Genomic DNA, 26,765 nt, shown 5'->3' with positions numbered 1-26,765 from the left:
AAACAATTTTCTTTGTTTGATTAAAAATATCTACAGGATAGCCGGAATTACTCAGTTCACCTGAATCAACAGTCATTGTTTGTGTATCAGTATCAAAGGATATTGGAGCCGTTCCCCATGTAGATGTCATGACTTCTGCATTGGAAATTTTTGGAAACAAAAATAGCATTATAGCAAGTAATAGTAAAGAAAATAAATATCTTTTTTTCATTAGTTCTCCCCTTATAACTTTTTTGATATTTTGATTGAGATTAAGAATTCACTATCTGAGTACTCAAGATTAAATGGATTGATTTTTAATTAACCCAAATATCATATAACCTCATTTTGAAGACCACTTTAATACATTCTATTTGTTTTCCTTTCCTTTTTTTGAGAAGATATAGTAAAATTATGAATCTCTTTAGTATTTTATTCTATTTTTTTGTAAGTCACAATAAAAATGATATGAATATTCAAAAATATGAGACTTCATTTCCCTTGTGCATCATATGTCATAAATTTAAGAAATATTTACTGGCTTATAGAACTAGATTTACCAGTAGACAATAGAAATAATATCTACCATTCCGGTAACTTCTTGCTCCAGATATATGAATGATGAATTTCTTTCGCAACTTAATTTATTTAAACTATCTTTTGTATATCTAAAGTTTGTAATCCGTTCAAAACCTCATTGTATCCTATTTTCAAATAAACAATCATTCTTAACAACGGATGTATGATAACTTTATCTGTACAGATTAATGAAACATAGATTTTGACACGTATTAATGAACAATAATCACTTTAAAAGTTATAATGTAATTTTTATTTGGTAATTTACACTACCCACAACATTTATCGTAATAAGAAATACTAAACTTGAGGTATTATAATTTTTATCAGCTCTAGCGATGTCTATTTAGAGCGTACCTTAAATAGACAACATAAATATATAGGAAATCTAGATTTCTGTTGTATGATTAGGGTGTATGATAGAAATTTTGAAAAGGTGATATTTTTAAAATTGCATATGCACGAGTTTCAACAATCGACCAAAATTTGGAAAGGCAAATTGATTCTCTAGAAAAATTTGGTGCTGAAAAAATTTTTGTAGAAAAAAATCAGGCGCCACAATTGAGCAACGTCCAATTTTTCAAGAAGCTTTAAATTTTGTTCGAGAAGAAGATACATTTATGGTTGAAGCAATTGACCGTTTAGGGAGAAATTATGATGAAGTTATCCAGACTGTAAATTATCTAAAACAGAAAAATGTAAAACTCGTTATTACAAGACTTCCAATTATGGCTGAAGCAATTGGTAATCCTCTATTAGATCGTTTTATCAAAGATTTAATTGTTCAAATATTGGCTATGATATCGGAACAAGAAAGAACTGAGTCTAAAAGAAGACAGACACAGGGGATAAACATTGCTAAAAGCAATGGTGTGTACAAAGGAAGACCAAAGTTATATGAGCCTAATGCTAAAAATCTTCAACGACGTGCAGTTTATCGAAATATTGTAGACGAATTAGAAAAAGGGACGGCAATCTCGAAATTGCTAAAGATTATGGTGATACACATCAAACAGTTTATCGAATCCAAAAAGACTACGCAGCCATGAATTAGGTACGTAGTTTTTTTTAATTATTTCTGTCTGCAACTCATCTGCAAAAATGACAAAAAATGACACCGGTAAAATAAGATTCTTTGAAAAATAAAAAGCGTTACCTTTGGGTATGCTGGTAATAATCAGGGAAACAATATGCTTTTTTACATACAATAAAAAAACTCTCGTCAAAAACGAGAGTTATGTGGTAGCTTTATTTTACAGAATCTCTTAGTTGTATCTTACTTTAAATGTTGCTACTTCCTTTTTAGGGATTGTAATTTCGTCTCTTGTTGTGGATTTCGCCCTTTACGTTCAGTACGGGCATTTAATAAAAATTTTCAATAGGAACGTATCTTTAATTAAACCTTTACTTTCTTATAAACTTGCGTGCCAATCAATTGAACAATTTCTACAAAAATAATTATAACTAAGACCGTGCTGTACATAATTTTATTATCGAAATTTTGGTAACCGTAAGTTATCGCAACAGCTCCTAGCCCTCCAGCCCCAACGGTTCCAGCCATCGCTGTGTAACCTAAGACTGAAATAATTGCCAAGGTTAAACTGGAAATCATGCTGGGAAGAGCTTCTACCAACATTACTTTGAAAATAATTTGTAAGTTTGTGGCACCAAAGGATTTAGCTGCTTCGATGGTGTAAGGATTGATTTCTAGTAAATTATTTTCAAATAATCTTGCGACATAAGGTGTCATGGCAAAAGTCAGTGGAACAATTGCGGCGGCTGTTCCGATGGTAGTACCGACTAAAATACGGGTCATAGGCATCAGAGCCACCATCAAAATAATAAAGGGAAAAGACCGCACAATATTCACGAATAAATTCATTATGCCATAGATGTGACGATTTGGTCTCAGCCCTTTTTTATTGGTGATAATTAAACCAATTGCTAAAAGAAATCCCCAAATAGTCGCCAGTATCGAAGAAAACAAGACCATTGAAAAGGTACTAATTAAATTTGGCCACAAAATTTGGCTGATTAATACAACGGTATCCATCATTTGTTCCCTCCCACTAGCTGAAATTCGTGGGCTGATTCAGTGAAGCAATCTTTCACCACGGTTAAATCTGATTGTTTAATTATGAGGGTCAGCGTGCTTAATTCACCAAAGGAAAATTGATCGGTTTCAGCGGAAACCAATTGGTAGTCGCTAATATTTTTACTTCGAAATAACGAGAAAATATTGTTTTCTGCCAAATTCATTTGGACTTTGATATAAACTTTGCCGACTTTTTCAGGATATAAATTTTGACTATCTTCACCTAGAATTTCTTGTAAATAGCCAGAACGTTTAAAGAAAACATCCTTAACTGGGCCTTTTTCGACGATACTTCCTGCATTGATTAGAGCGACTTCATGGCAGATTCTCTTAACAACTTCTATTTGATGGGTCACCATGATGATGGTCAAACCGTATTTTTGGTTTAAGTCTTGCAATAAATCTAAAATTTCATTAGTGATACCACAATCTAAGGCAGATGTCGCTTCGTCACATAATAAAATTTCAGGATTCATTGTTAAAGCTCTAGCGATTGCGACTCGTTGCTTTTGGCCGCCAGATAATTGTTTTGGTTTCATCTGTGTTTTATCCGCTAAACCTAATTCACTTAAAATTGAAGATACCTTTGTTTGAATTTCAGTCTTTGAAAAACCATTACACTCCATTGGTAAAGCCACATTTTTAAAGATCGACTTCTGTTCCATCAAAGAATTCCCTTGAAAAATCATGCCCATTTTCTTCTTAAGTAACCGTTTCTCTTCTTCAGTCGACTCTTCCAAATTCTGTTGATTTAAATGAATCGAGCCACTTTGGTAACTTTCTAGCCCGTTGATACAACGAAGTAACGTCGATTTCCCCGCACCACTGACACCTAAAATACCAACGATTTCGCCGTCTGCGATGGTTAAATTAATATCTTTTAAAACATTTGTTGCTTGATAACTTTTGACAAGATGTTCAATGTTTATCTCCATTTGATTTGCCTATTTTTTTATGCCTGTGTAGGCACCTTTAAAATAATTTTGATTTTTCTTCACGTCATAATTCAGATTATTTGTTTGTGTCAATTTTTCTTCGATAATTTTTTTCTTTTCTCTTAATTCCATTGGATTCAGAGTCGCTTCAATTCCACGAATCATTTTCTCGAATTTGTTAAATGGTACCCCAATCGCAAGTTCTTCATCTTTCCATTGGGCAACATAACGAGTGCCTGAGCACATCATGGAAATATTAATTTGATCGGTGACGAAGGGATAAGATGTCGCCTCTTGGCAAATTGCCTGCATTCCAGCTAATTTAATATTTTTTAGCTGCCCCTCAAAATAAGCATTTCCTTGAATCATCCTCATCGCATTAAACGGCGTCGTAATAAGCACCACAACGTCTGGGTTCCCTTGCCATTTTTCAATCGGTTGAATCGCCACACCGTAATTTTTTTCTTTCACATAAACCATGTCGTCTGCGATTGATTTACTGGTATCAATATCTTGATAACAACCCATATCGGTATGTTTTCTCCCGCTAGAACTATAGTCATCATTGGGAATCAAGCCCATCGCCACAGCCGATGCCAGACAGGCGAAATTTTTAGCTGTTAGTTTGAAATCATAACCTTCTGTCGCTTTTTTAATGCTTTGACAATAGGGCATCATATTTTTAAAACTAGTAGCAGGATGTTCTTTAAAAGTCTCTTCGTCCTTCAAAAAAGTTACGCCGACAATTTTTCGCTCCAGGTTTAACAAAGTATTTAAACGTTGATTTAATTTTAAATAATTATTCATAGAAGGTAAATACTCCTTTGAAGTGACCATTAATACCTTTCTTACTTTCTTTAGTTGTAAAGGAATCGTTAATTGATTTCGCCCAATCACTGTTTTTATTTTCTGTTTTAACAATTAAACTAATCGGAAAATCTTTTGCATGTTGGTCACGAATCAAATAGTCTTCGTAATCTTTTCCAGAGTTAAACATGAAGGTAAAGAAACAAGTTGCTGCATCTAAATCTTCTAAACTACGAACTGTTTGAGCTTGTTCGATTTCTACAAAATTAAAGTTTTTAGGATTTTCTACGATGTCTATGGTAGTAAAACCTGATTTTTTGCTATCGGTCAATTTAATCAAACCAGCATCTTGCATCATTAATAACGAATTGTCCCGATTCATTGCATCATTCATAATCGCAATTTGAGCACCGTCAGGTAAATCATCAATGTTATCATATTTGTTTGAATATAAGCCGATTCCTGTATAATACACATGTGGCTTCATCATCGATAAATCGCCACCTTTTTGTTTATTAAAAGATTTCATAAAGGGTTCATGTTGGGCAAAAGAAGCATCACAATTGCCATCTTGAACGGCTTGAAGTGCTTCAATATTATTAGAAAAAACAACAAACTCAGGATTATAACCAGCTTTTTTCATTGAAGCTTTCGCTGCTTTTAAAGAAGCTTCTGAAACCGAGTTACAGGCAATTCGAATGTCTTTCTTCTCTGAATTACCCTCTTTGCTATTTGATGAAGAGTTACCACAAGCTACTAATAATAACAAACCTAGAAACATGCTTAATACGAGTAAACTTTTTTTCAACATTTTATCTTCTCCATTCATTTTTTGTTCAATCATTCACATTTAAGGATGAAACTTTTACTCTTTTAGGAACTCTAAAAAATCTGTTGCATCAAAAAAACTTGTTAGATGTTTTCATAGAATCACCCTTTCCTCTTTATTTTATTCATTAATTATTATAGGGAATTTTTTCTTATAAGCAATATGTTTTAACTATTTCATTTTTTTTGGTATGATAAAATTAAGTCTTATAAATTTTTAATAATCGTAGATTTTAATAGATTAATCCACCTTTACAAAAAAAGTCTGAAAAATCACTGCTAGTAAAACAATAATATCCCTGAATAGACGATATTCTATCGTATTTCTGGACATAAGTTTTTGACACCAATCAAACTCATGCATATCAAGAAAAAAACAAAGGGTCAAAAACTTTTTAAGTTTCTGACCCCTTTGTTGTATATTTTTGATTGTCGTGATAATTATCGAAGATATGATTTTTACTAGTTTGAAATTTTGAAGGCCTTCTTTTTTTATTCTTTGAACAGATTAAACGTTTATGGATTAACTCAGTAAGATAACATATCATCAATTCGAAACGAAAGAAATCTGTAATTTTTCTAAATAGAATTATTCAAATAGCATTCTTTCAATGATTTTTTTACATGACTTTTAATTTTACATTAAATATTACGAGCAACTTCAAATCCATCCCAAATAGCAGCACGAATATTGCGGACTTTTTTACTATCACCGATGTTGTATACATAAGGTGATTCTGATTTTAATTCTTCAAACAACGAAGAAACAGATCGATACCCAACTGCTAAAACGACGTTGTCTACCTGCAATTCTTTTTTCTCATCTTTTTGTTCAATCAAAACTGTATGACCTGTAATCTTCATTACTTTGCTGCTGACCAATTGTTGTACTTTATGGAAGTTCAATAAATCAGTAAGCATCCAATAATTCATAGGAGGTAAACTTGGTCCAGACATTAATAAACCTGGTAAAGCTTCAACAATTGTTGCTTGTTTTCCTTGATCTTTTACTAAATGCAAGGCTAGTTCACATCCGACTAAGCCACCACCAATAATTAAAGTATGTTCCCCTACTTTTTTCTTACCTGTCAGTACGTCTTCGGCTAGAAAAATATTTTCTTGATCAAGGCCATTAATTGGTGGCAAAACTGGTTTTGAACCTTCCGCTGTCAATATCACATCAGGTTTTTCAGCTAGTACATTTTGTTTAGTTGCTTTTGTGTTCAATTGAATAGTTACTTGATATTTGTTCATCTGATGACGATACCAAGCAGCCAAATCTAAATCATCATGTTTAAATGAAGGTTGTCCACCAATGTTTAAATTACCGCCAACTTTTTCTGTCGATTCAAATAAAACTACTTTGTGACCTCTTAATGCGGCTACACGTGCTGCTTCTAAACCGGCAGGTCCGCCACCGACAATAACCACTTTTTTCGGTTCCGTTGTTTTTTCAAGCATAACAAATGGTTCTCGCCCACACTCTGGATTTACTGCACAAGAACCACGACCTCCAGAGGATGCTCGACCAAAGCAACCATCATGACAACCGAGACACGGACGGATATCCGCTAAATTATTTACGAAAACTTTATTTACATAGTTCTCATCCGTTAATAATGGTCGGGCTAAACCAACTGCATCTAATTTTCCATTTTTTAAAGCATCTACAGCCAAATCGGGATCATCCATTCGACCCGCCACCATCACTGGAACCGAGACAACTTTCTTTAGTTGTTCTGTTAACGGTAAATACATACCTTTATTAAAATACATAGGTGGATGAGCCCAATACCAAGAATCATAGCTTCCTGCATCTGCATCAAATGCATCATACCCAGCAGCTTCTAATAAAGGAGCTGCTTTTAAAGATTCTTCAATGTCTCGGCCTAATTCCTCAAAATTTTCGTCTGGAAGCCCTCCTTGACGCAATTGTTTAATATAGCTTTTAATGGAGAATCGTAAAATTACGGGAAAATCTTCACCACAAACTTTTTTAATTTCTTTAACTACAGCAACTGGAAAAGCGATTCGTTCCTCAATAGTTGCGCCACCATATTTATCTGTTCGCTGATTAAATAATTTCATAGTGAAACAATCCAATAGATAACCTTCATGCATCGCATGAATTTCTACACCATCAAAACCAGTTTTTTTCGCAATAGCTGCTGCTTTCCCAAAATCAACGACGATTTGATCGACTTCATCTGTTGTCAGCTCTCGACAGTCTTTATCAATCCAGCGATTGACTGTTTTAGAGGGAGCAATAAATGCATTATTTTCGACTGCACCCGGAACTGCACTACGACCTAAACCAGCGGTTAATTGCATGAAAATTTTTGTTCCAAATGGATGGATCTTATCAGTAATTTCTACAGCCATTTTTTCATAATAATTAGGATTACCATTGGGATATGGAAACATGGCATTTTCATGCTGTTCGATTTCATTATCTACCCAATTTGCTCCTGTAATAATCAATCCAACACCGCCTCTTGCTCTGCGGGCAAAATATTCTACTGCATCTGGTGTATAGGCATTTTGCTCATCAACATTTGACAAAGTTCCCATTGGTGCCATGAAATATTTGTTTTTAATTTCAACTGACCCAATCTTAAATGGTTCAAACAATTCTTGATAGTTCGTTGCCACATAAATCCCTCCTATAATTTCATTTGTTTCATCATTCACAAATAATAAGAAAATATCTTCCTTTCCTTTGTATCCTATCAACATGTGAACTATAATAATTGTACATAAATGAAATTTTTTCGGTATTATGGCGAAGGATGTGGAAAAGATGTCACAAGATTTGGTTTTTGATAATGTCCAAGAGTACAGTGATTATCTCAATCTTTTAAACTTACATTATTCTTTAGATGGCTATGGTTACTCCACTAACACACGCTTACATTTGATTGATCATCTGATTATAACCTATAGTGAAAACCTACCGTCAACTGGATTATTTTATGATACGCATGGTGAATCTATTCACTATGGCTTGCGATTTTTATTCAGTGGGTCCGAGCTCTATCATATGAATCAAGATAAAATCTTACTTTCTCAAGAAGAATGTTTCCTTTTTCAACCGAAAAATGCTGGTTTCTATGAACGAAAAACACCTTCCACTGGAATTAACTTTTTAATTCCTAAAGAAATCTTAGCACCTAAAATTACCAATTTTAATCATCACGGAGACAAACTTACTTGTAAAACGGGATTGGGGAAAATCATTTTTACAGAAATTCTTCATGCAGAACAAGAGTTACACCATTTATCTGATTATCAAAAAAAACTAGTACTTATGAATCTAATTGTTTTAATTGCTGAATGGCTAAATGAAACACAATCGGAAACCAAGGAATTTTTTCTACAACTAACTGATTATATTAATCAAAATATTTTTGAAACTTCTCTTTCTTTAGAATCAGTTGCAAGTGCTTTTTCAAAATCGCCTCGTACTATTCAAAAGGCATTTAGCCAAAAACAATTGACTTTTTCTAAGTATCTATCAAATAAACGTTTAATAGCTGCTAGTCAAGAATTAGCATTCGGTCACACAGCAATTATAGATATTGCAACAAAATATGGCTTTTATGATAGTTCACATTTTAGTCGATCTTTTAAACATAAATACAAATGCACACCTTCTCTATACCGAAAAAAACAACATAAATTAAAAGAAAGAACAAAAAAATGTTTATTAAATTAAAAAGAGAAATCACTTCTGAAAATTGTACCTCCCCCAAAAATTAGACCAAAAATCTAATTTGCAGATATTGGTATTTTAAGGCTAAATATAGTTTTGAATTCAAACTAAAAATCGTTCAAGAGCATCTTGACGGAAAAGGAGAATTCCCTTATTTACCTAACATTCTGAACGAAAATCAAATTTTAAGCTTTATATTTAATTGACAAGTAAAATAGACTATTGAAGTTGTTGCAAAATTAACAAAATAAAAAGTCCACTATAAGTATACCTATAATGGACAAACTTCTATTTAATTATGATTAATTTTTTTGTGGTTATATAAGATTACAAGAAAATGTTCATTGCCTCTTGGTAATCAATGCATCTTTTAAAATGCGTGCTATAATAAATCTTGGCAACTTGCCCCGAAAGTGGGGTGTTTCTCTTGATTGATAAAATCTTCGCATTGGTTATTGCACCAATCTTCGTCGGATTGGTTCTAGAATGGATTTCTCGTATGTTGGACGAGAAAGACGATAACCGTAAGTAAGTTGCTACCAACACACACGTTAGCAGTCGCAACTAACGTAAAAAGAAGGGCAAACCTATTCGCCGTAGGTTTGCCCTTTGTGTTTCTCATGTAAAAAATCTTCACATTTCGCAATTAAAGTATAGCATGATTTATAGTAATTTGCTACCATAGTCTGTTTTTCATTGGCATATAACTATATACTCACTACCTAAAAGTAACACATATAACTATTAAAAAAACCTGAAATCTAGCCGTTTTTGTGACTTTAAACAATGTCACCTGTAAGTATACCCAAAAGTAACACTTATAGTAGTAAATCATTGGACACTAGTGTAGACTAATTAATTTGGAGTAAATTAAAAGAGTCAAAAACTTTTAAGTTTTTGACCCTTTAATACATTATTGAATATTTATTTATTATAATTAATTCATAAGGAATGTATGAAATATTGGATGAGATTTTTACCATTGCCCAGAATCGACTCCCCAGCCATTTGGTGCTGGGAAACCTGTAGTACCATCAAAAGTAGAGTAAAATCCAATTCCTTCTGATTTCCATCCGGCTTGTACTAAATTATCTCGTTCAGTTGAACTTAAAGTATAATGATGAGATCCAGCTTTAGCATTAGGATTATATAATCTATACACAGGAGTCGAACCTCCGGATTACCAAGAGATTCCTTCATACTTCCAACCTGAACTTTCCAAAAAAGTTTTCTCGCTATCATCTAAAGTATAATGATGATCACCTGCATTTGGGTTATATAATCTATACACGGGTGTTCCTTGATCAGGTACCAACCATGCATTGCCTTCATTTTTCCAGCCACCTTGAACTAAGCTATCTCGCTCAGTTAGACTTAGCGTATAATGGTGTTCACCTGAATTAGGGTTGTACACTCTTAAAAGAGTTGCAGCGTCAGCATTTACTGATTGAAATGTCAAAGTGCCTGTGATTCCAACAATTCCAAATAAAACAAATTTCTTTAATTTACACATTTTAATCTCCTAACATTTTTCCGTTACGAACAATATATTAACAAATGTTTGTTTCAAATACCATAAATTATTAAAAAATGACTTTCAAAGAAAATGGCCTAATTGATATGTAAAACGAACAATTAGTATGAATGAAATATTAATAAATGCAAATCTTACAGGTTTTGGTTCTTGGCAAAGAAGGCGGTCGCTTTTTTAGGAAGTCATTTTCCTTTTTAAGCAATTTATTTTCTTTCTCAAGTTCCCGCTGTCGTTGTTCTAAATCTAATTGTTTGTCTGTACGAGTAGTTTCGTAGACATCTATCCATTTTTTGATGAGTCCTTGACTCAAATTAAATTCTTTGGTGACACTTACTTTTGTTCGGCCTTCTTTAACCACTAAGTTGACACAATGTTGTTTAAATGATGTTTCATATTTCATTGGAATACACACCTCGACTAAATTTTAGATAGTTTTCTATCCATGTGTCAACTTTTAGTATACTGGCTCATTAACAGCGTCTTGATATATTGTTGAATTGCTAATCTCAGTGGTGCCAATTATGTTTGTTTGATTTTCAGGTGTCTGTTTTGTGTCTGAGTATTGACTACCTCATGCAATAAGAGCTATCTACATTGTTCTTGGCGTAACAATTGAGGGGTATAAAGAAGTATTAGGTATCTGGATTGGTAAATCTGAATCTTCAAAGTTTTGGTTAATGGTGCTAAATGAGTTGAAAAATCGCGAAGTTTAAGACATTCTAATTGCTTGCACAGACAATCTTACTGGCTTTAGCGAGGTAATTCAAGCAACTTTCCCACAAACTGAAGTTCAAAAGTGTATCGTTCATCAAATTCGCAATAGTATCCGTTTTGTCGGGTACAAAGATTTAAAAGCCATAACTGCGGATTTAGAGCCTATTATAAGGCTTCTACGGAAGAATTAGCTTCGGAGGGACTCAGTGAATTTGATGGAAAATGGAGTAAAAAATACCCGATTATCATAAAAAGTTGGATGGATAATTAGGCAGAATAAGCGACTTTTTTCAAGTATCCCGCAGATTTGCGCCGGATTATATACGCAACTAATGGAAGGTTTTCACAGACAGCTACGCAAACCGACAAAGTCGAAAAGTATTTTCCCTTCAGACGAATCATTGCTAAAAATGCTGTACCTCGTTACTATGGATGCTACAAAAAATGGACCATGAAGGTCCAAAATTGGGGACAAATTCTGTCACAATTCGTCGTATTTTTTGAAAATAGAGTCACTGATTACATTTAACAGAAAAAAAGAACTTTCACAAAAATTTTTACAGGCCCAACTTATGTCCAGCCTCATCTATTAAACAGTGTACTTAAATATACTACGTTATAAAAATAGAAAGGATTGTTAATCTGTTGCAGCCCATTTAACCATGAAGGAACTATCGTTAGGTAAATTAGGTAAGTAGGCTTTATTAAATTCTTTCAGATCCTCTTCCGGATTAAAATCCACAAATTTATCAGGGTACAATTGTTTTCCAATATACTCTATGAGTACATAATCTTTCATTGTTCGCATAATATCGTCGTCTAAAGCAAAAACTCTTTGCTCTTTAACAGCTTCAAGTGTCTCAAAGCCTTCTCTATCATTTATTAGTCGATTTATTGATTCTTGAGTTTCCTTTTTGGAAACAGAGTAACCTGTTTTAATGAAAGCAGAACTATCATCAGCGAAATTCCCTCCATCTAAAAATATTGCATAGGGATTTTCTTCGAAAAGAAATTCTGGATTTATATCTATAAGATCTATTTCAGATAATCCGTAAATATTGTCTGCTCCTGCCAGACTTCCTAATAGACCTAACATACTATTACCGTATGCTTTTCCATATTCTTTGAAAGTTGTATTGCCATAAACTACTTCAAAAAATGCGCTCTTTTTATCTTCCAATGCTATGGAGCTTACAACTTCATCAATTCTAGATATTTTAGTTTTATAATTTTCTATTAATTCTGAAGCTCGTTCTTCTGCATTGAAAATTTCTCCAAGTATTCTAGTAGATTCTTCATGGGCTTCTATACTTAGGTCCGTATAATCAATGAATACTACAGGAATATTCATTGATTCAAGATTATTGATATTCGCCTCCCCGATTGCATCATATTGATAGTTGGCAAGAATTACTATATCAGGATTAGATTCTATTAATTTTTCAATATCAAAATCATCTTTGAGTGTCGATCCAACATCTAAGGTTTCTTTCAGTCCTGGACTGCTTTCTTCCAAAAGCCTATAAAATTCTTTTGAATAGTTTTGAGTATCATAAACTGAGGTAGCACTAATTTTATCAAACGCATTGGGACCAACTACAGTTAATAAATTTTCGTAGTAATAAGGGTAATAAGCACGTTCAACTTCTATAGGAACCTTCACTGTACGACCTCTAACATCTGTAATTTCATGGAAATTTTTTTTATCTAAACTTTCAGTTTCGTTATCTTTCCCACAAGCATACAAAATTAAACCTAAGCATGCTAACATAATGACTAAGAATTTTTTCTTATACATTTTATATTTACCTCACATTCGATTTATCGGCACAATGGATAGTAAACCATTGCTTGTTTTAATTAGGTCCAAAGTGACTCCAAACGTTTTTTCGAGAACTTTACTTTTTAGAACTTCTCCTATAGAACCTTCATCAACAAATTTACCTTGTTCCATAATATATAATCTATCAGAAAATCTTGTTGCCATAGATAGGTCATGAAGTACGACGATGCCAATTATGTTATTTGTCTTTATATATTTTTTTAAAAATTCAAGATAGCGTAACTGATTATTAACATCTAATGCAGACGTCGGCTCATCAGCAATTAGTAATCTTGGATTTTTAATTAGAGCTTGCGCTAGTATTACTAATTGCTTCTGTCCTCCAGATAAATTTCCAAAATCCTCGTTTATTAAATGTTGGATACGTAATTCTGTTAGAATACTTTCTACTTTAGTAATTTCCAAATTTGTTGTTTTCCATGATATGTTAGGGTATAGACCATACAATACAACTTCAAATACAGTTATCCCCGATAGTTGGTCAATCATTTGAGATATATAAGATAATTTACTTGCTTTTAAGCATTCCATATCGAGATCAATAACACCTTTAGCTTTTTCAATACCTACTATACTTTTCAAAAACATACTTTTACCTGACCCATTAATCCCCAGAATGCAAGAGAGTTTTCCTTCTTCAAAGACGCAATTAACATCATTAAGTATCTTTTTCTGTCCTTTTTTTATGCTTAGTCCTCTAATACTCAATGTCAATAAGTTTTTCCTCCTTTCCAAGCAACAACGCACATAAAAGGTACCCCTACTATACTAGTTATAATTCCTACAGGTATTATAGTACCTGGTAAAATATTTTTTGAAATTACAGATGCTAATAGTAGCAAAAGTGATCCAAATAAAATGGAAGTTATGCAAGAATATCTAAAATCATTCCCTACTAATAAACGTGAAAAATGCGGTGCAAGTAGTCCTATAAATCCTATAGTACCCACATAAGATATTGCTATAGCAGTAACAAAAGATGTTAGGAGAAATATATATATCCTTAATCTAGTAGTTTGGATCCCCATACTCTGAGCTTTTTCGTCAGAAAACATCAAAAGGTTTACTTTCCAAGATTCTTTATATATTAAAGGTAGCGCTATAAATAATCCCAATGAGATTATTAAGACCCCATCCCATGTAGAACGTGAAATAGAGCCGAATATCCAAGTAACTATTTTTTGACTATCTCTTTCATTAGCAGCATATTGAGCAAAGGCTTGTAAAGCTGAAAAAAAGAAATTTACAGCTACGCCAATAAGAACCATCCTATTAGCAGTTGCTTGTCTTCCAACTAAAAAGACAGTTATTAAAGCACAACCGATAAACGAAAAGAGAATAGACCCGAATTGGATATTGTAATTCGGTATTAGGAATGGAAAACCAGTTAAAATACTTAGAGAAGCTCCAAAACTAGCGGCTGAAGAGATGCCTAATGTAAATGGACTAGCAATTGGATTTTTCAAAATGTTTTGCATGCATAGACCTGAGAGGCCTAAGCATGCACCAACTAAGAAACATGTGAGAGTTTTTGGTAATCTCATATTAAAAAGAACAATCTTATCTACGGAGGTAAATGCATTAAAAACATCCATACTATATACTCCGTTTGAGAGATCAATTAAGCTTAATAATACTATTGCAACTATTAACAAAGATATAATAATTAGTTTATTACCGGAGCGGTTCAAGTAATTTGAATATATTTTAATCCCTCCTCATTAAAAACAGTGCACCCATTGCCAGTGTAGTGAAAAACTAGAGAATCTCGGACTATTATCATACGTAATTAAATCTTTAATTAAATAGCTTTTTGCAGCAAAAAGTAGTGCACAAAGAAAGTTTCATTATTTATAATCATTTTTTCTTTATGTTCTTGATTCTGCACGCTTTGTAGCCTTTATCAAATAAGATTCATTAAGTGATTGAATATAATCCTCAACTCGAAGATAAAATTCTTGAAAGTTGGTTACATTATATGTGTTGTCTATATATTCCTTTCTCAGTTCAACCTCAAAACCATAATTAATAAGTAGTTCAACAACATCTGTTAACGTATGCTGTTGCATTTTTGTAGCGCCGTATAAATTTATTTGCTCCATCATATACTCTTCACTAGGGTTTTTTGTTTGATCTGTAAAAGATGCATAATAAACACCGTTTAACAGTAATATTTTATTAACTTTATCAAAATGTTCATGCAAATCCTCTATCAGGTATAGCACTGAAGTACTAATTACTGTATTAAATTTTCTTTCTAAAGAAAGAATATTATTAGTTTGAATATATTGTATTGGATAGTTCAGTGCGCTTGCGTTGGCGACTTCAATAGCCTTTTCGGCTAAATCAACACCAACACCGGATTCAAAAGAATAGTTATCAAATAATGTGCGAAGAAATCCACCTCGGTTGCACCCAAAATCTAATATATTTTTATTTTTTATATCTGCATTATCTATTTTGGAAATAATGTTTTTCCAACCCATCTGATGTTCTTTTTCCATCTGTTCATCTCCATTGGATCCTTTATTCCACCAATTTTCAAAAAAGTTTGCCAAATCAACTTGCCCCTCTCTGCTTTAATTGAGAATCATTCTCAATTAAAGCACTTTAAAAGATACCATTATTTAGTTCTCTTTTCAAGAATATATTTCAGAAATATTACGTTTTAAAAGAATAAAGCGTAATAATTATCATTTATCCCGAAAATATTATATTTGTTCAGTTTTTAGATGTCAAGAACTATTAAAAGTTTTTCTGACGCTAGTACACAAAAGATAGCGTAAAATATTTTGTGTAAATAGAAAGTTTGTATAAACAAAAGAAAGTCCATTCTGTAAAATTAAAGTTACGAGAACCAAAATTTTATAAAAGGACTTTCTTATGACTAATATAATTGAAGGATTTAATAAACAGCTAAAAAAATAAAAGAAGAAAAGAGGAATTTCCCAGTGAAGGATTTCTGGAGAGATTCCTTGTTTCATAAATCAATCAATATAACCAAACATTTTATCTAGTGGATAAAGTAATGAAATTTAACAGTTAAAATTAGTGCAATATAACTCTACAAGTGACACTTTAGAATATGAATCTTGAAAAAACAAAAAGTGTTACTTTTGTGTATACTCATAGGCGCCACTTCTAATAATTATATTATTCTGATTCAGACTTATTTTTAATACTTGAGAAATACTCAAATATTTTTTCATAGGCTTCCTTCGTTTTTACATTTAGTGAACCTGAAGACAAATCAAGTACATACTCATTACCATCAGTAAAAATAAATTTCAAAGAATTTTTATTATCTAAAAGATCAATATATTCTATGCTTTCCCATTTCTTCGTCATTTTAGATAGATTGTAATAAAAGGTGACTCCTTTTTTACTAAAATGAAGAATTTCTAGGAACTACTATATTACTCGTTCTCTTTATTTTGTTCGGATTATTGACATAGGAACCAAACTCCTTTAATAGATTATAGCGAACAACTTGTTCGTATTTCGAGTATAGGAGCCTTTTTAACTTTTTATAAATTGCATTAATGGATAAAATAATAAATTTTAAAAGTTAAAAATTATTTTAATATAACTCAAAAAGTGGCTCGTTACCTTACAAAGTACATTATAAGCTATTTCTTTTTTTATATTTATAGAATATTGTATATAAAGATGAAGCTAACAAAATTAGTCCTACTAATAGTAGATAGTTAGAAATTTTTTCACCGGCTTGTGGTAGATAACTTTGACCGTCATTCTCAAATTTTTTAGTTGACTTAGTAGGTGACTTCATTGCTTTAGAGCTATCTGAGTCATTGCCACCAAGCTTTTTTGTATAGGTGACTGTTTCCACTACATCACTACTATCTCCAGTAATATTTTCAACAGCTGCAACTACTGATTTATCAGCTGTATAACCTGAAATACTAGGAGAGTTTACTGCCACAAATGTGCTACTTTGCGGTGTCCAATCCTTATTGGTTACTTCTCCAGTAACACTGTCTGTATCTACTTCTCTTACAAAGAATAATTCATTTGTGTAATCATCTGCAGCTTTATTCCCGTTGGAATAAACATAATGAATTACTTCAGTTACTTTCTTTATTTCTTCTTTACTAGTGATGCAATGCTTTAAATGAACTTCATAACTTTGATCATTTTCAGAGAAGGCCACACCCTCTGATGGATAACTGTCTGAAACAAGAATATAGCCCTTAGCGACCAGTGCTTGTATGGTTTCCGTGGTTCTATAACTGCTGACAGATTGATAATCTCCAGTTAATAGCATAGGGTTACTTGTTAATTCAGAAACCGTATTTGTCTCAATTTTCTTACCTGTCTTATCATCAATATAAGTAACGGTTGCCTCTTCTTTGTTAATGCTATAGGTAACTGTTTCTTCAATGTCGGCTGTTTCTTCCGTTACACCAGTAATTTCATCTATTTGTGCTTTATCTGATGTATAGCCTATAATGTCTGGAGAAATAACGGCTGTAAAGGTTGTATTCCATTCGACAGAAGTCCATTCTCCGTAGGTGATGTCCCCAGTTACTGTATCCGTTGTTTTAGTTCGGATAAAAGTGATATTTGTTTTGTAATCTTTAGAAGCCTCTGATCCATCCGAATAAACATAATGGATAGTTTCAGTAATTATTTTCCTCTCAGTGGTACCCTCAGAGACATGTTTTAAATGAACTTCGAATGCTTGAGTCTCTTCAGTATACGTTACACCATTTGTTGGATAATTATCAGAAACTAATTCATATCCAGAAGCCACATAACGGTCAATTGTGGTCGCTGTTCTAAAGCTATCAGTGGTCCCGTAATCTCCAGTCAATACTTTCGTTGAAAGTGTTGTATTTGTCGTATCATCAATATAAGTAACAGTGGCTCTTTCAGTATTTGCTTTCCACTGAGCATACAAGGTAACTGTACCACCAGATGCAGTAGTTAAGTTTGTGACCGATTGACCGTCCGTGTAGGTCGTAACCGAACCATCTGCTGCGGTGTTCCAACCTGTAAAAGTGTAACCAGTTTTAGTAAAGGTGTTTGTGATTAAATTTTGACCTACATCATAGGTAAATGTTTGATCGTCCATAGTCCCAGTACCTGTGTTGGCATCATATTTCACGATATAGTTATTAGCAGTCCACTGAGCATATAAAGTCACCGTTCCACCAAAATCGGTGGATAAGCTAGACACCTCTTGCTTATCTTCATAACTTTCACCTGAACCATCTGGCTGCGTATTCCAACCTATAAAGGTAGCACCGTTATTAGTAAACGTATTTGCAGATAGATTTGTTTCAACTCCATAAGTAAGATATTGTTGACTATACACTCCAGAACCATTGTTTGAATGAAAGATTACTGAATATTTTGGTGTCCACACATAGGTATCTGGTATAGTACCATCATATGAGGAAAGTAATTCTCTTGTACTAGAATATGTTTTAAGCTCATTTAAGCCCGTCCAACTAGCATCATAATTATCAGTAGCAGTATGTTCAGGAAGACCACTTTCTTTAACAAAGGGAGATATTTCTCCCAGTACAATTGTATTCAATACTTTATTGCTCGAATCAAACATATTATACTTACTAACAGCAGTTGTGGTTCCATAAGCGCTAAAATTACGTATATTTAAGTATGTTAAAGATGAACATCCACTGAACATAGAAACGTAGGATGTTGCACTCTTTGTATTAAAACTAGATAAATCCAGTGAAGTTAAACTTCTGCAACCGTTAAACATAGAGGTAAATGTGACGACGTTTGAAGTATCCCATTTTGATAAATCAACTGATTTTAAGGAATAGCAATTTCTAAAAACATACATCATTCGTGTTGTTTTTGAAGTGTCAATATAATTTAAGTTTTCTATTTCAGATAAATTGCTCAAGCCATCAAAAAGATTATTTAAATATGAACCTGAAGTAATTTCTCCTTTAATAGTGATTTTCTTTATTAATGGTGCATAATCTTTCCACGGACTCTTAGTTAGTGTTGGTAAAGTTCCAGGTCCTAAATATAAAGTTCCATCAGATGATAAATTCCAATCTACAGTCCCTAAAGAACCACTATATATTAATTCTTCTGAATAAGCTGACACTGCTTTAACAGATTTACTGGAAAATGAAGTAAATAGTCCCACTGATAGAAATGCTAAAAAAAAAGCCAAGGTACAAAAATATTTTTTCATAATAAATCCTTTAAATCCTTTCAATAATAAATCTACTAAATTTTTTTGAACTAGGATAAGTTAGTTTCCTAATTATAAATGATTTATTCATTACTGTATTACATTTTGACTCGGCTCCTGTGTCAATAATCTATCTACTGACAAAAAAGTATTGCTATAAAAGGTCTAGAAGGTTAAAAACAATAGACTTATTTACACTGAAAGGTATAAAGAAGAGTATGTCTGAAATTATAATTGGTATTACTTTACCGACTTTGCTATTTATCATTATTATTGTATGTAGAAGTAATGTGGTACCTAACACATCGATTCATGGGATTTCAATTATTACTCGTATCTCGACATTCATAGGTATGTCAATTTTAGAAGAATGTATCTTTAGAGGGATATTATAATCAACTTTCGAAATTTATTCGGAATTATTTTACTTACAACTAAAAGTTAACCTTGTGTTATATTTGCGAACTCACTTTATAATATACAGAGTAGTGTTTTTTAAGAATTGAATCAAAGGAAGGAATATTAGAAACAATAATACCTAATACTACTTTTAATTTACTTGGAGAGAAAGTAATTCAAAGTATTTTTTATCCTTGTTCAAATTTCATTGATAACTATATTTAATAAAAAAATAAACTTAGTATAATGTGATTTATGTAGATAAAAAAGATATCTTTTTGTAACGCCATTCATTTTATTTCAATAATTTCACATTTTTTGATGGAATTTTTTATAAAGAGCTATGTCTGTTTAGGAATTATAAAATGGAATGAATTCTACGTATGCTCATTACGATTATATCTGAACTAAATAAATAACTAGTATTTATTTAATTCAGATATAATTTTTTGCACATCATAATTAAACTTAGGATTGTGTTTTTCTAACCCTGTTATACTTATTGACTTTCCTTTATCATGTAATTTTTTAATAACTTGCTGTACTGCAGTCGTTCCTGAATAATCAAGGATTCTACACTGAGTAAAATCAATAGTTAATAATTCTTGGCTATTTTGTATTTTATCAAAATGTTCACTAAATGTGTGTGTAGAAGCAAAGAATAAAGGCCCAGTTACTGCAAAAATATTATTTACAGATACCACTGAGATTGATGATGATTTTACCATATAAACTACAGAACTTATCAAAACTCCAATAAATATATCTGTGGCCAAATTGTGCGTATACACAATTGTACCTACTGTAATTACCATAATGAAGCTTTCCGTTACCTCGAATGTTTTTATAAGAGACAAACTTTCCCACTCAAAAGTTTCGAAAGAAACAGTGATCATAATTCCAATTAAAGTAGCTGTAGGTATTTGTAACATAATATTCTTCATGAAAAATATTAACATCAATAAAGAAATCCCCGCAGTAAAGGTCGAGAATCTTTTACGACCTCCTGATTTAACATTTATAACTGCTTGGCCAATCATAGCGCACCCTGCTGGACCTCCTAAGATTCCAGTAATGATGTTGGCAAGACCTTGGGCTTTAACTTCTCGTTTACTGTCCCCAGATGTCTCTGTTAAACTATCTACAATTGGGATAGTCAAAAGCGATTCTATTAAACCCACAAAAGTTAAAGCTATAGCTGATGGGAATATTATTGTTAAGGTATTTAAATTAAAAGGAATATCAGGGAATGATATACTTACTTGAAGTGGGGAAATGCTACCTAAGTCTCCAATGTTTTTTAAGTATTTCGAAAAAAAATAAAGAAATGATTGTCATAACTATGATTACAATTAGTGCTGGTGGAACCACACGAGTTATCTTTGGAAGTAAGTACATTAGTCCGATAGAAGTAATAACCATTGCATATGTTGCAAGCGATTGACCAGGCAATTGTTGAACTTGAGCTAAGAAGATTAAAATAGCCAGTGCATTTACAAATCCAAACATTACGGTTTTAGGGATGAATTTCATCAGTTTTTGAATACCTAGGTATCCCAATAATAGTTGTAAAACACCTGTCAAAATTGTTGCAGCTATCATGTATTCAATACCATGATTTTTAATAAGTGTAGCCATTACAAGTACCATTGATCCTGCTGCTGCAGAAACCATTGCAGGTCTACCTCCCGTAAAAGAGATTACTAAAACAGTTGTTGCAGAAGCTAGTAGTGCCACCATTGGATTTACACCTGCAATAATAGCGAAACCAACAACTTCAGGCAATATTGCTATAGAAGAAACCAAGCCAGCAAAAAATCATTTCGCAAATTGCCTACCCATTCATTTTTGTTTATGCTAAATAACATACTCTAAACCTAACTTTCTATATTGAATAGTAACTAAATTATAATATCATACTTCACGGTATACATGCATTATCAATAGTGTAAAGCAGTTTTAAATGTGAGTATAACTGTATTTAATCTCTATAATATTATTAAATATATCTTTAAAAATTAAATTTTATTCTTTGGTATTCTGATATAAATCTTATTATAGGAGCCGTTTTTATAATATAGAAGCCAATTCATCTTGTTCCTTTTTGGGCACGCTAACATGACAATACTTCATAGTAAAATCACCTTATGCATATAACTTTCACATACTTAATATGATTATTTCATCACAGGCCCATTCTGTAGGGAAAAATATTAAGTTATGCACATAAACTTTTGTTATTCAAAACTCAAAAAGTAAAGTTAAACAAGAATTCTCCATTTAATGAGCATAAATGTTATACTCTGCTAAAGAATAATAAATTTAACGTAATTTAAAAGAGTCAAAAACTTTTTGAGTTCCTGACCCTTTAGTACATATTTCTATTAATATAGCTCTTTACGAAAAAATGTCTCAGAATGATTTAATCACTTTTTTTCTGTAGTAAAAATTTTGTAAAAAATACTAACTTAATCTTAATCGCAAGAAAAGCCTTGGAAGCGTTCAGCACCACAAATAATCGTATTAACTATGTTACTTGAGACGTTAAATAATTATTCATCTGGCTTGTACTCTAAAAGTATCTCCAGTCTGGCAGTTTAATACCTTAAAACTTTTATTGAAAGAAGGTAATGAAAAAATTTTTTAAATTAGCTTTTGGTTACCAACCACCAGGTTCCATCACCGAGTCATTTGGAGCAGGGAAACCCATAGTTCCCTCAAAAGTAGAATAGAATCCAGTTCCTTCTGATTTCCAACCAGCCTTAACTAGGTCATCACGTTCACTAGAACTTAAAGTATAATGATGAGATCCACTTTTAGCATTAGGATTATACAATCTATAAACAGGCGTAGATCCTCCAGATTGCCATGAGACTCCTTCATACTTCCAACCTGATCCCTCCAAGAAAGTTTTCTCGCTGTCATCTAAGGTATAATGATGATCACCTGCATTTGGGTTGTATAGTCTGTAAACGGGGGTTCCTTGATCAGGAACTATCCATGCCTTACCTTCATTTTTCCAACCAACTTGAACTAAGCTATTGCGCTCATCAAAACTTAATGTATAGTGGTGTTCACCTGAATTAGGATTATACACTCTTAAAAGAGTTGAAGCGTCAGCATTTACTGATTGAAACGTCAAAGCCCCAGCGATTCCAACAATTCCAAATAAAACAAATTTCTTTAATTTACTCATTTTACTCTCCTATCTTTTTTTACTGTTACGAACAATATATTATCAAATGTTTGTTTCAAATACCATGTAATATTAGAAAAATTGATTTTTAAGAAAAATAGTCTAATTGATATATAAAACGGACATTCACTATGAGTGCAATATTAATAAATTCAAAAGTCCATTATAAGTATACTTATAATGGACATGTTATATTTTCTGTTTTTATACTTTATGAAGTTTAGAATAACTAATGACTGTTCTGTTGTTTATATGATCGTAGTTAATTTCACTGGTATTGTCAAAATGTACTATTGCGGAATTAACTAACATACGCACAATAGTTACTTTTTCAGAATTCTTATTATAAGTAATCCACACTTCTTCACCGGTTGAAAATTGTTGCCCAATATCAGATGGTACAGTTGCATAAAATGTTCCCCATCCTTTTGCCATAGTACATTCCTCCTTATTAATAATAAAAAAAAGAAGATCAAACAATGATCTTCTTTAAATCTTAATCTTTAATAATGTTAGTGGCTTGTGGGCCTCTTTGACCTTCTTCAATATCGAAAGTTACTGATTGACCTTCATCTAATGTTTTAAAACCATCACCTTCAATAGAAGAAAAATGAGCAAACAAATCTGAGCCATCACTTGAAGTAATAAAACCAAAGCCTTTATCTGCGTTAAACCATTTTACAGTACCTGTATTCATAAAAAATACCTCCATTTACACATTTAAGTGTTTATTTGCAATAGAATCTTAAAGTGATAAGTAGAAGCATTAAAATTGATTTATTAATGTTAAACAACGTTCACAATGAAACCTTACTACATATTTAAAGGTATCATCTATTGAGAGAGATTACAAGGTAATTCATAGAATGAGAACAATATGATAGGAAAGAGATTAAGTTGTGCCATAAAATCTTAATATTTTTTAAACGAATTGACAAATTGAAAATATAGCTTTTCAAACTAATTATTTGGATGTTTTTTTAGCTGAATCATTATAATTATCTCCTATGTCAAGAACTTGCACAAAAAGAGCTAAATACCTGACAAGTAATTAACAACAAATAAAATAGAAAAATGGAGTAGATAAATCTACTAAAAAAAAATTAACAATTTTCGGTTACAGTCTAATTCCCGCACTATCTTTTATTTTCTTTCTCATATCCTTCATTTTTTCTCGGCTCGTTTTAACGCTTTTAACGATTTGACTAAGTGAGTCTAATTCGTTATCAGATAAATCATCAACAATATTTAATAATTTTTCATTCCCGTTAAATTTATTTTTGACAACTTTCTTTGTCTTGTAGCGTGTCACTTCACGTTCAACTTTATTTAATATTTTTTCTGACCAATTAATTGTAACATGCGTACCAGCAATAGTTAGCACACCAAGTCCGATTTTAACACCTGTCCTCATAGCTCTCAATCCTTCTTTAAAAGAGACATTTAAGCCTCTTCATTTTATTTATCTTAATACGTTTTACGTCTAATCATGACTGGTGTTCATTTAATCACCAGTTAAAAGTAACACTACTCGATACCAAAGCTGACTGATATGGTAGTATTCACAAAAAACAAGAGTGTTATCTGCAAGTATACCTATAAAGGTTATTCATATAGAACGGTTTAATATAACTTTTTCGGAAAATTTCATAAGGTTATATGGCATTCTATGTTTTTAAATTTTTCAAATGAGAAAGTGCCGCAAGAAATCAAAAGAAGACATGGAAATAAATTTTCCATGTCTTCTTACCTAAATTAATACCCAAACATTTTTATTTTACTCGTGACTCTGTTGCATTATCTACAGTCTTTTTAGCTTTAGAAGCTTGATTATTTAATTTATCTCCAGTTTTACTAACCGCTTCTTTTGCATTCTCTGTTTGCTTAGAAACAAATTCTCCAGTAGTTTCTGCAGCATCTGATAATTTATCTTGTACAGTAGTCGCGTCTTTTTCATATTGTTCCTCTGATTTGACATCTACAACATTAACATTTACTTCAATTAAATCCAAACCAGTCATTTGTTTAACTTCACGAGATACTACTTTTTTGATTCTATCATATATATTTGTTATATCTCTACCGTATTCAGCTACAATATCTAAGTCAACTGCTACCTGTTGCTTGCCAACCTCTACATCTACACCAGAGGTTACGTCGTCTGTATTAACAATTTTTCCTGCCAAATTAGAGAAGAATCCTCCATCTACAGTTAAAAGACCATCAATTTCTTCCAAAGCGATACCCACAATTTTTTGGATAACTTTGTCATCAAACGTTAATGTTCCTTTGATTTCATTATCCGGTTCAGGAACTTTACTACCTTCGTTGTTCTTCTTTGCTAAATCCTTATTATCCATTTTTGTTCCTCCTTATATTTGTTTTAATGTACTATATTATCGATCAAAAAAACCTTTTGACCGTAAATAGAATCCTAAGTAAATACCTACACTAGTGAATATTAGAATTAATACTGTTTTTAAAAAACCTAAAGTCATGAAACAGATTGCGATAAGTAGGCCAAGAATACCAAAAATAATTGGAAGTTTATATGTTCTCCAAAGCTCTTGATTCATAATTTATCTCCTTAATTTACTCGTTTTGTCTGTTGATTTTTTTTTGATTTTTCATAATTTTTAAAAGTGACTACTGTTTGGATTCGCTCGTTTATGCCGAATAAATCTTTTATTTTTGTCTCTATTTCAGTTGAAAGATATTTCTTTTTTTCGATAATATTAGTATCGGATCCCCTGATATCACCTTTAATTTTTATTTTTATTTTTTTTGCTTTAAAGATAGTAGTTACAGATGGATTTGCCACAAATTTCTCATCTTTTAAGATACATAAAATGAAGTTATCAATTGCTTTTTTTTGTATTGTAAGAGCTCCTGATTCTGATTTAATTTTCATTTGTTTTCTATAGCTGGGAAAAAATATAATTACTATTAAAGCAATCAGCAATATGACTAGCCACACTAGGCTTAGCCAAAATAAAATAATTATTAGAAAATTATCAAAAAAAGGGTATTCTCTTACATCAATAAGATGGAATGGTAATTTTACAGCTTTTTGTGAAGAAACAAGTGTGAAAAACAAAGGAAAAACTGCCGATAGTGCGAGTAAAAATAAAAAAAATTTAGATTTTTTTTTCAAATTATCCAACCCCCCAATACTTATTCTTATCATAGAACAAAAACGTTTATTTTTGAAATATAAAGCATTAAATTATACTAAGAAGAAGATCAGCACTAAAGCTTAATCAAGCAAAATTAAGTTGATAAAAATTTTAATTCACTAAAATTCAAAAGTTACATGTCTGAAATTTTAGAAATAATCAAAAAATCACTGCAAACATACTAAAAAGTGTTACTTATGCGGCTGTACATAAGTAACACTTTTATCACTAGTTAAAATTCAAATGTTGACAAGATTTCCTTTTTTGTCTTTTGCAATAATATAGTATACAGTTGCCGCTATAGACCAACCCCATACAATGTGACCTAAAAACTCTGATACATGTTCATCAAATGGTTGGTTCCATGTAGCGGGAATTGTTCCAAGAGCAGGCATTAGGATGAGTATTTAAATTTCCCCAATGTATAGTTCCAGTTGGGATAAGATGTTTCACAATATCGTACTTGATTAATGCTTTATCTACCAGGCTCATATTACGTTCTTTAAATGTCCTTCGAACTAAAAGAATCGATATAATATCCATTCAAAAGTCACATTACCTAGCATTTCTAAAAATATAGTAGAACAGGATTCTCGAAATAACGAAAAGTGTTACCTGTGGGTATACCCAAAAGTAACACTTTTGAAAAATTTAATATTTTGATGAAGGTCTAAGAATAAAAGAATTAGCTTAGATACAATCAAAAATCTTAGAAACTACGGGGATAGCTTGGTAAATATGAGACATCGCTACGAGTAAAGAAATATGC

The 26,765-nt window shown here is 32.0% G+C and carries 22 protein-coding genes and 5 pseudogenes; 5 read left to right on the top strand and 22 right to left on the bottom strand.

Features of this window, described 5'->3' with window-relative positions:
* Positions 1-211 (bottom strand): hypothetical protein (locus KUA55_RS17360; RefSeq protein ID WP_218327634.1); only part of this gene is annotated, 211 nt, incomplete at its 3' end.
* A 788-nt stretch (positions 212-999) separates the two neighbouring features.
* Between KUA55_RS17360 and KUA55_RS17355 the strand changes: the two are divergent.
* Positions 1,000-1,612: pseudogene (locus KUA55_RS17355) on the top strand (recombinase family protein).
* Positions 1,613-1,954: 342 nt separating this feature from the next.
* Here KUA55_RS17355 and KUA55_RS17350 read toward each other — a convergent pair.
* The 5 genes from KUA55_RS17350 to KUA55_RS17330 form a co-directional block, all read right to left on the bottom strand.
* Positions 1,955-2,611: a methionine ABC transporter permease gene (locus KUA55_RS17350; protein WP_218327643.1), complete on the bottom strand. Its 657-nt coding sequence runs from the start codon at positions 2,609-2,611 to the stop codon at positions 1,955-1,957.
* Positions 2,611-3,588 (bottom strand): methionine ABC transporter ATP-binding protein, encoded by a 978-nt coding sequence (locus tag KUA55_RS17345; RefSeq protein WP_218327633.1) that lies wholly within the window; start codon positions 3,586-3,588, stop codon positions 2,611-2,613. The genes KUA55_RS17350 and KUA55_RS17345 overlap by 1 nt, the downstream gene beginning before the upstream one ends.
* Positions 3,589-3,597: 9 nt before the next feature.
* The gene (locus tag KUA55_RS17340; RefSeq protein ID WP_218327632.1) at positions 3,598-4,395 is read right to left on the bottom strand and encodes a DUF169 domain-containing protein; all 798 of its coding nucleotides are present in this window, start codon (positions 4,393-4,395) and stop codon (positions 3,598-3,600) included.
* Positions 4,388-5,206, bottom strand: a complete 819-nt coding sequence (locus KUA55_RS17335; protein ID WP_246601596.1) for a MetQ/NlpA family ABC transporter substrate-binding protein — start codon at positions 5,204-5,206, stop codon at positions 4,388-4,390. Before KUA55_RS17335 ends, KUA55_RS17340 begins: the two co-directional genes overlap by 8 nt.
* A 659-nt stretch (positions 5,207-5,865) precedes the next feature.
* A complete protein-coding gene (locus KUA55_RS17330; RefSeq protein WP_218327631.1) occupies positions 5,866-7,875 on the bottom strand; it encodes an oxidoreductase in 2,010 nt (669 codons plus the stop codon).
* Between the two features lie 148 nt (positions 7,876-8,023).
* On the opposite strand from KUA55_RS17330, the gene KUA55_RS17325 reads away from it, so the two are divergent.
* Positions 8,024-8,938 (top strand): helix-turn-helix transcriptional regulator, encoded by a 915-nt coding sequence (locus KUA55_RS17325; RefSeq protein ID WP_218327630.1) that lies wholly within the window; start codon positions 8,024-8,026, stop codon positions 8,936-8,938.
* Between the two features lie 415 nt (positions 8,939-9,353).
* Positions 9,354-9,467, top strand: a complete 114-nt coding sequence (locus tag KUA55_RS18810) for a type I toxin-antitoxin system Fst family toxin (RefSeq protein WP_425514631.1) — start codon at positions 9,354-9,356, stop codon at positions 9,465-9,467.
* Between the two features lie 444 nt (positions 9,468-9,911).
* Here the strand turns inward: KUA55_RS18810 and KUA55_RS18805 are convergent.
* Positions 9,912-10,448: pseudogene (locus tag KUA55_RS18805) on the bottom strand (hypothetical protein).
* A gap of 139 nt (positions 10,449-10,587) precedes the next feature.
* Positions 10,588-10,869: a transposase gene (locus KUA55_RS17305; RefSeq protein WP_218327627.1), complete on the bottom strand. Its 282-nt coding sequence runs from the start codon at positions 10,867-10,869 to the stop codon at positions 10,588-10,590.
* 178 nt (positions 10,870-11,047) lie between these two features.
* On the opposite strand from KUA55_RS17305, the pseudogene KUA55_RS18670 reads away from it, so the two are divergent.
* Positions 11,048-11,374, top strand: a pseudogene (locus KUA55_RS18670) (transposase).
* 141 nt (positions 11,375-11,515) lie between these two features.
* The gene (locus KUA55_RS18800; protein WP_425514629.1) at positions 11,516-11,638 is read left to right on the top strand and encodes a transposase; all 123 of its coding nucleotides are present in this window, start codon (positions 11,516-11,518) and stop codon (positions 11,636-11,638) included.
* A gap of 182 nt (positions 11,639-11,820) precedes the next feature.
* Here the strand turns inward: KUA55_RS18800 and KUA55_RS17290 are convergent, their stop codons facing one another.
* From KUA55_RS17290 to KUA55_RS17225, 14 genes and pseudogenes are all read right to left on the bottom strand, one after another.
* Entirely contained in the window at positions 11,821-12,981 is a 1,161-nt protein-coding gene (locus tag KUA55_RS17290) for an ABC transporter substrate-binding protein (protein ID WP_218327626.1), read from the bottom strand.
* Between the two features lie 12 nt (positions 12,982-12,993).
* Positions 12,994-13,740 (bottom strand): ABC transporter ATP-binding protein, encoded by a 747-nt coding sequence (locus KUA55_RS17285; RefSeq protein WP_218327625.1) that lies wholly within the window; start codon positions 13,738-13,740, stop codon positions 12,994-12,996.
* Complete coding sequence (locus KUA55_RS17280) at positions 13,737-14,681, bottom strand: FecCD family ABC transporter permease (RefSeq protein WP_218327624.1); 945 nt, start codon at positions 14,679-14,681, stop codon at positions 13,737-13,739. Before KUA55_RS17280 ends, KUA55_RS17285 begins: the two co-directional genes overlap by 4 nt.
* 213 nt (positions 14,682-14,894) lie before the next feature.
* Positions 14,895-15,530, bottom strand: coding sequence for a class I SAM-dependent methyltransferase (locus KUA55_RS17275; RefSeq protein WP_218327623.1), 636 nt, complete (start codon positions 15,528-15,530; stop codon positions 14,895-14,897).
* Between the two features lie 1,118 nt (positions 15,531-16,648).
* A complete protein-coding gene (locus KUA55_RS17270; protein ID WP_218327622.1) occupies positions 16,649-19,225 on the bottom strand; it encodes a mucin-binding protein in 2,577 nt (858 codons plus the stop codon).
* Between the two features lie 818 nt (positions 19,226-20,043).
* Positions 20,044-21,492, bottom strand: a pseudogene (locus KUA55_RS18445) (SulP family inorganic anion transporter).
* A 791-nt stretch (positions 21,493-22,283) separates the two neighbouring features.
* A complete protein-coding gene (locus KUA55_RS17260; protein ID WP_218327621.1) occupies positions 22,284-22,820 on the bottom strand; it encodes a hypothetical protein in 537 nt (178 codons plus the stop codon).
* Positions 22,821-23,024: 204 nt separating this feature from the next.
* Entirely contained in the window at positions 23,025-23,255 is a 231-nt protein-coding gene (locus KUA55_RS17255) for a hypothetical protein (protein WP_218327620.1), read from the bottom strand.
* A 61-nt stretch (positions 23,256-23,316) separates the two neighbouring features.
* On the bottom strand, positions 23,317-23,517 hold the full coding sequence (locus KUA55_RS17250) for a cold-shock protein (RefSeq protein WP_218327619.1): 201 nt from the start codon (positions 23,515-23,517) through the stop codon (positions 23,317-23,319).
* A gap of 420 nt (positions 23,518-23,937) precedes the next feature.
* Positions 23,938-24,234, bottom strand: a complete 297-nt coding sequence (locus KUA55_RS17245) for a hypothetical protein (RefSeq protein WP_218327618.1) — start codon at positions 24,232-24,234, stop codon at positions 23,938-23,940.
* A 358-nt stretch (positions 24,235-24,592) separates the two neighbouring features.
* Positions 24,593-25,180, bottom strand: a complete 588-nt coding sequence (locus KUA55_RS17240; protein ID WP_218327617.1) for an Asp23/Gls24 family envelope stress response protein — start codon at positions 25,178-25,180, stop codon at positions 24,593-24,595.
* Positions 25,181-25,216: 36 nt separating this feature from the next.
* On the bottom strand, positions 25,217-25,396 hold the full coding sequence (locus KUA55_RS17235) for a DUF2273 domain-containing protein (protein WP_218327616.1): 180 nt from the start codon (positions 25,394-25,396) through the stop codon (positions 25,217-25,219).
* A gap of 11 nt (positions 25,397-25,407) precedes the next feature.
* Positions 25,408-25,974, bottom strand: a complete 567-nt coding sequence (gene amaP, locus KUA55_RS17230) for an alkaline shock response membrane anchor protein AmaP (RefSeq protein ID WP_218327615.1) — start codon at positions 25,972-25,974, stop codon at positions 25,408-25,410.
* Between the two features lie 261 nt (positions 25,975-26,235).
* Positions 26,236-26,400 (bottom strand): annotated as a pseudogene (locus KUA55_RS17225) (DUF1440 domain-containing protein); the annotation flags it as partial.
* Positions 26,401-26,765 lie beyond the last annotated feature (365 nt).

The organism is Enterococcus alishanensis, from assembly GCF_019218635.1.
In the GTDB taxonomy this organism is placed as follows: domain Bacteria; phylum Bacillota; class Bacilli; order Lactobacillales; family Enterococcaceae; genus Enterococcus_A; species Enterococcus_A alishanensis.
The sequence above is the reverse complement of the archived record's forward strand: the minus strand, read 5'-3'. Positions and strand labels throughout refer to the sequence as shown.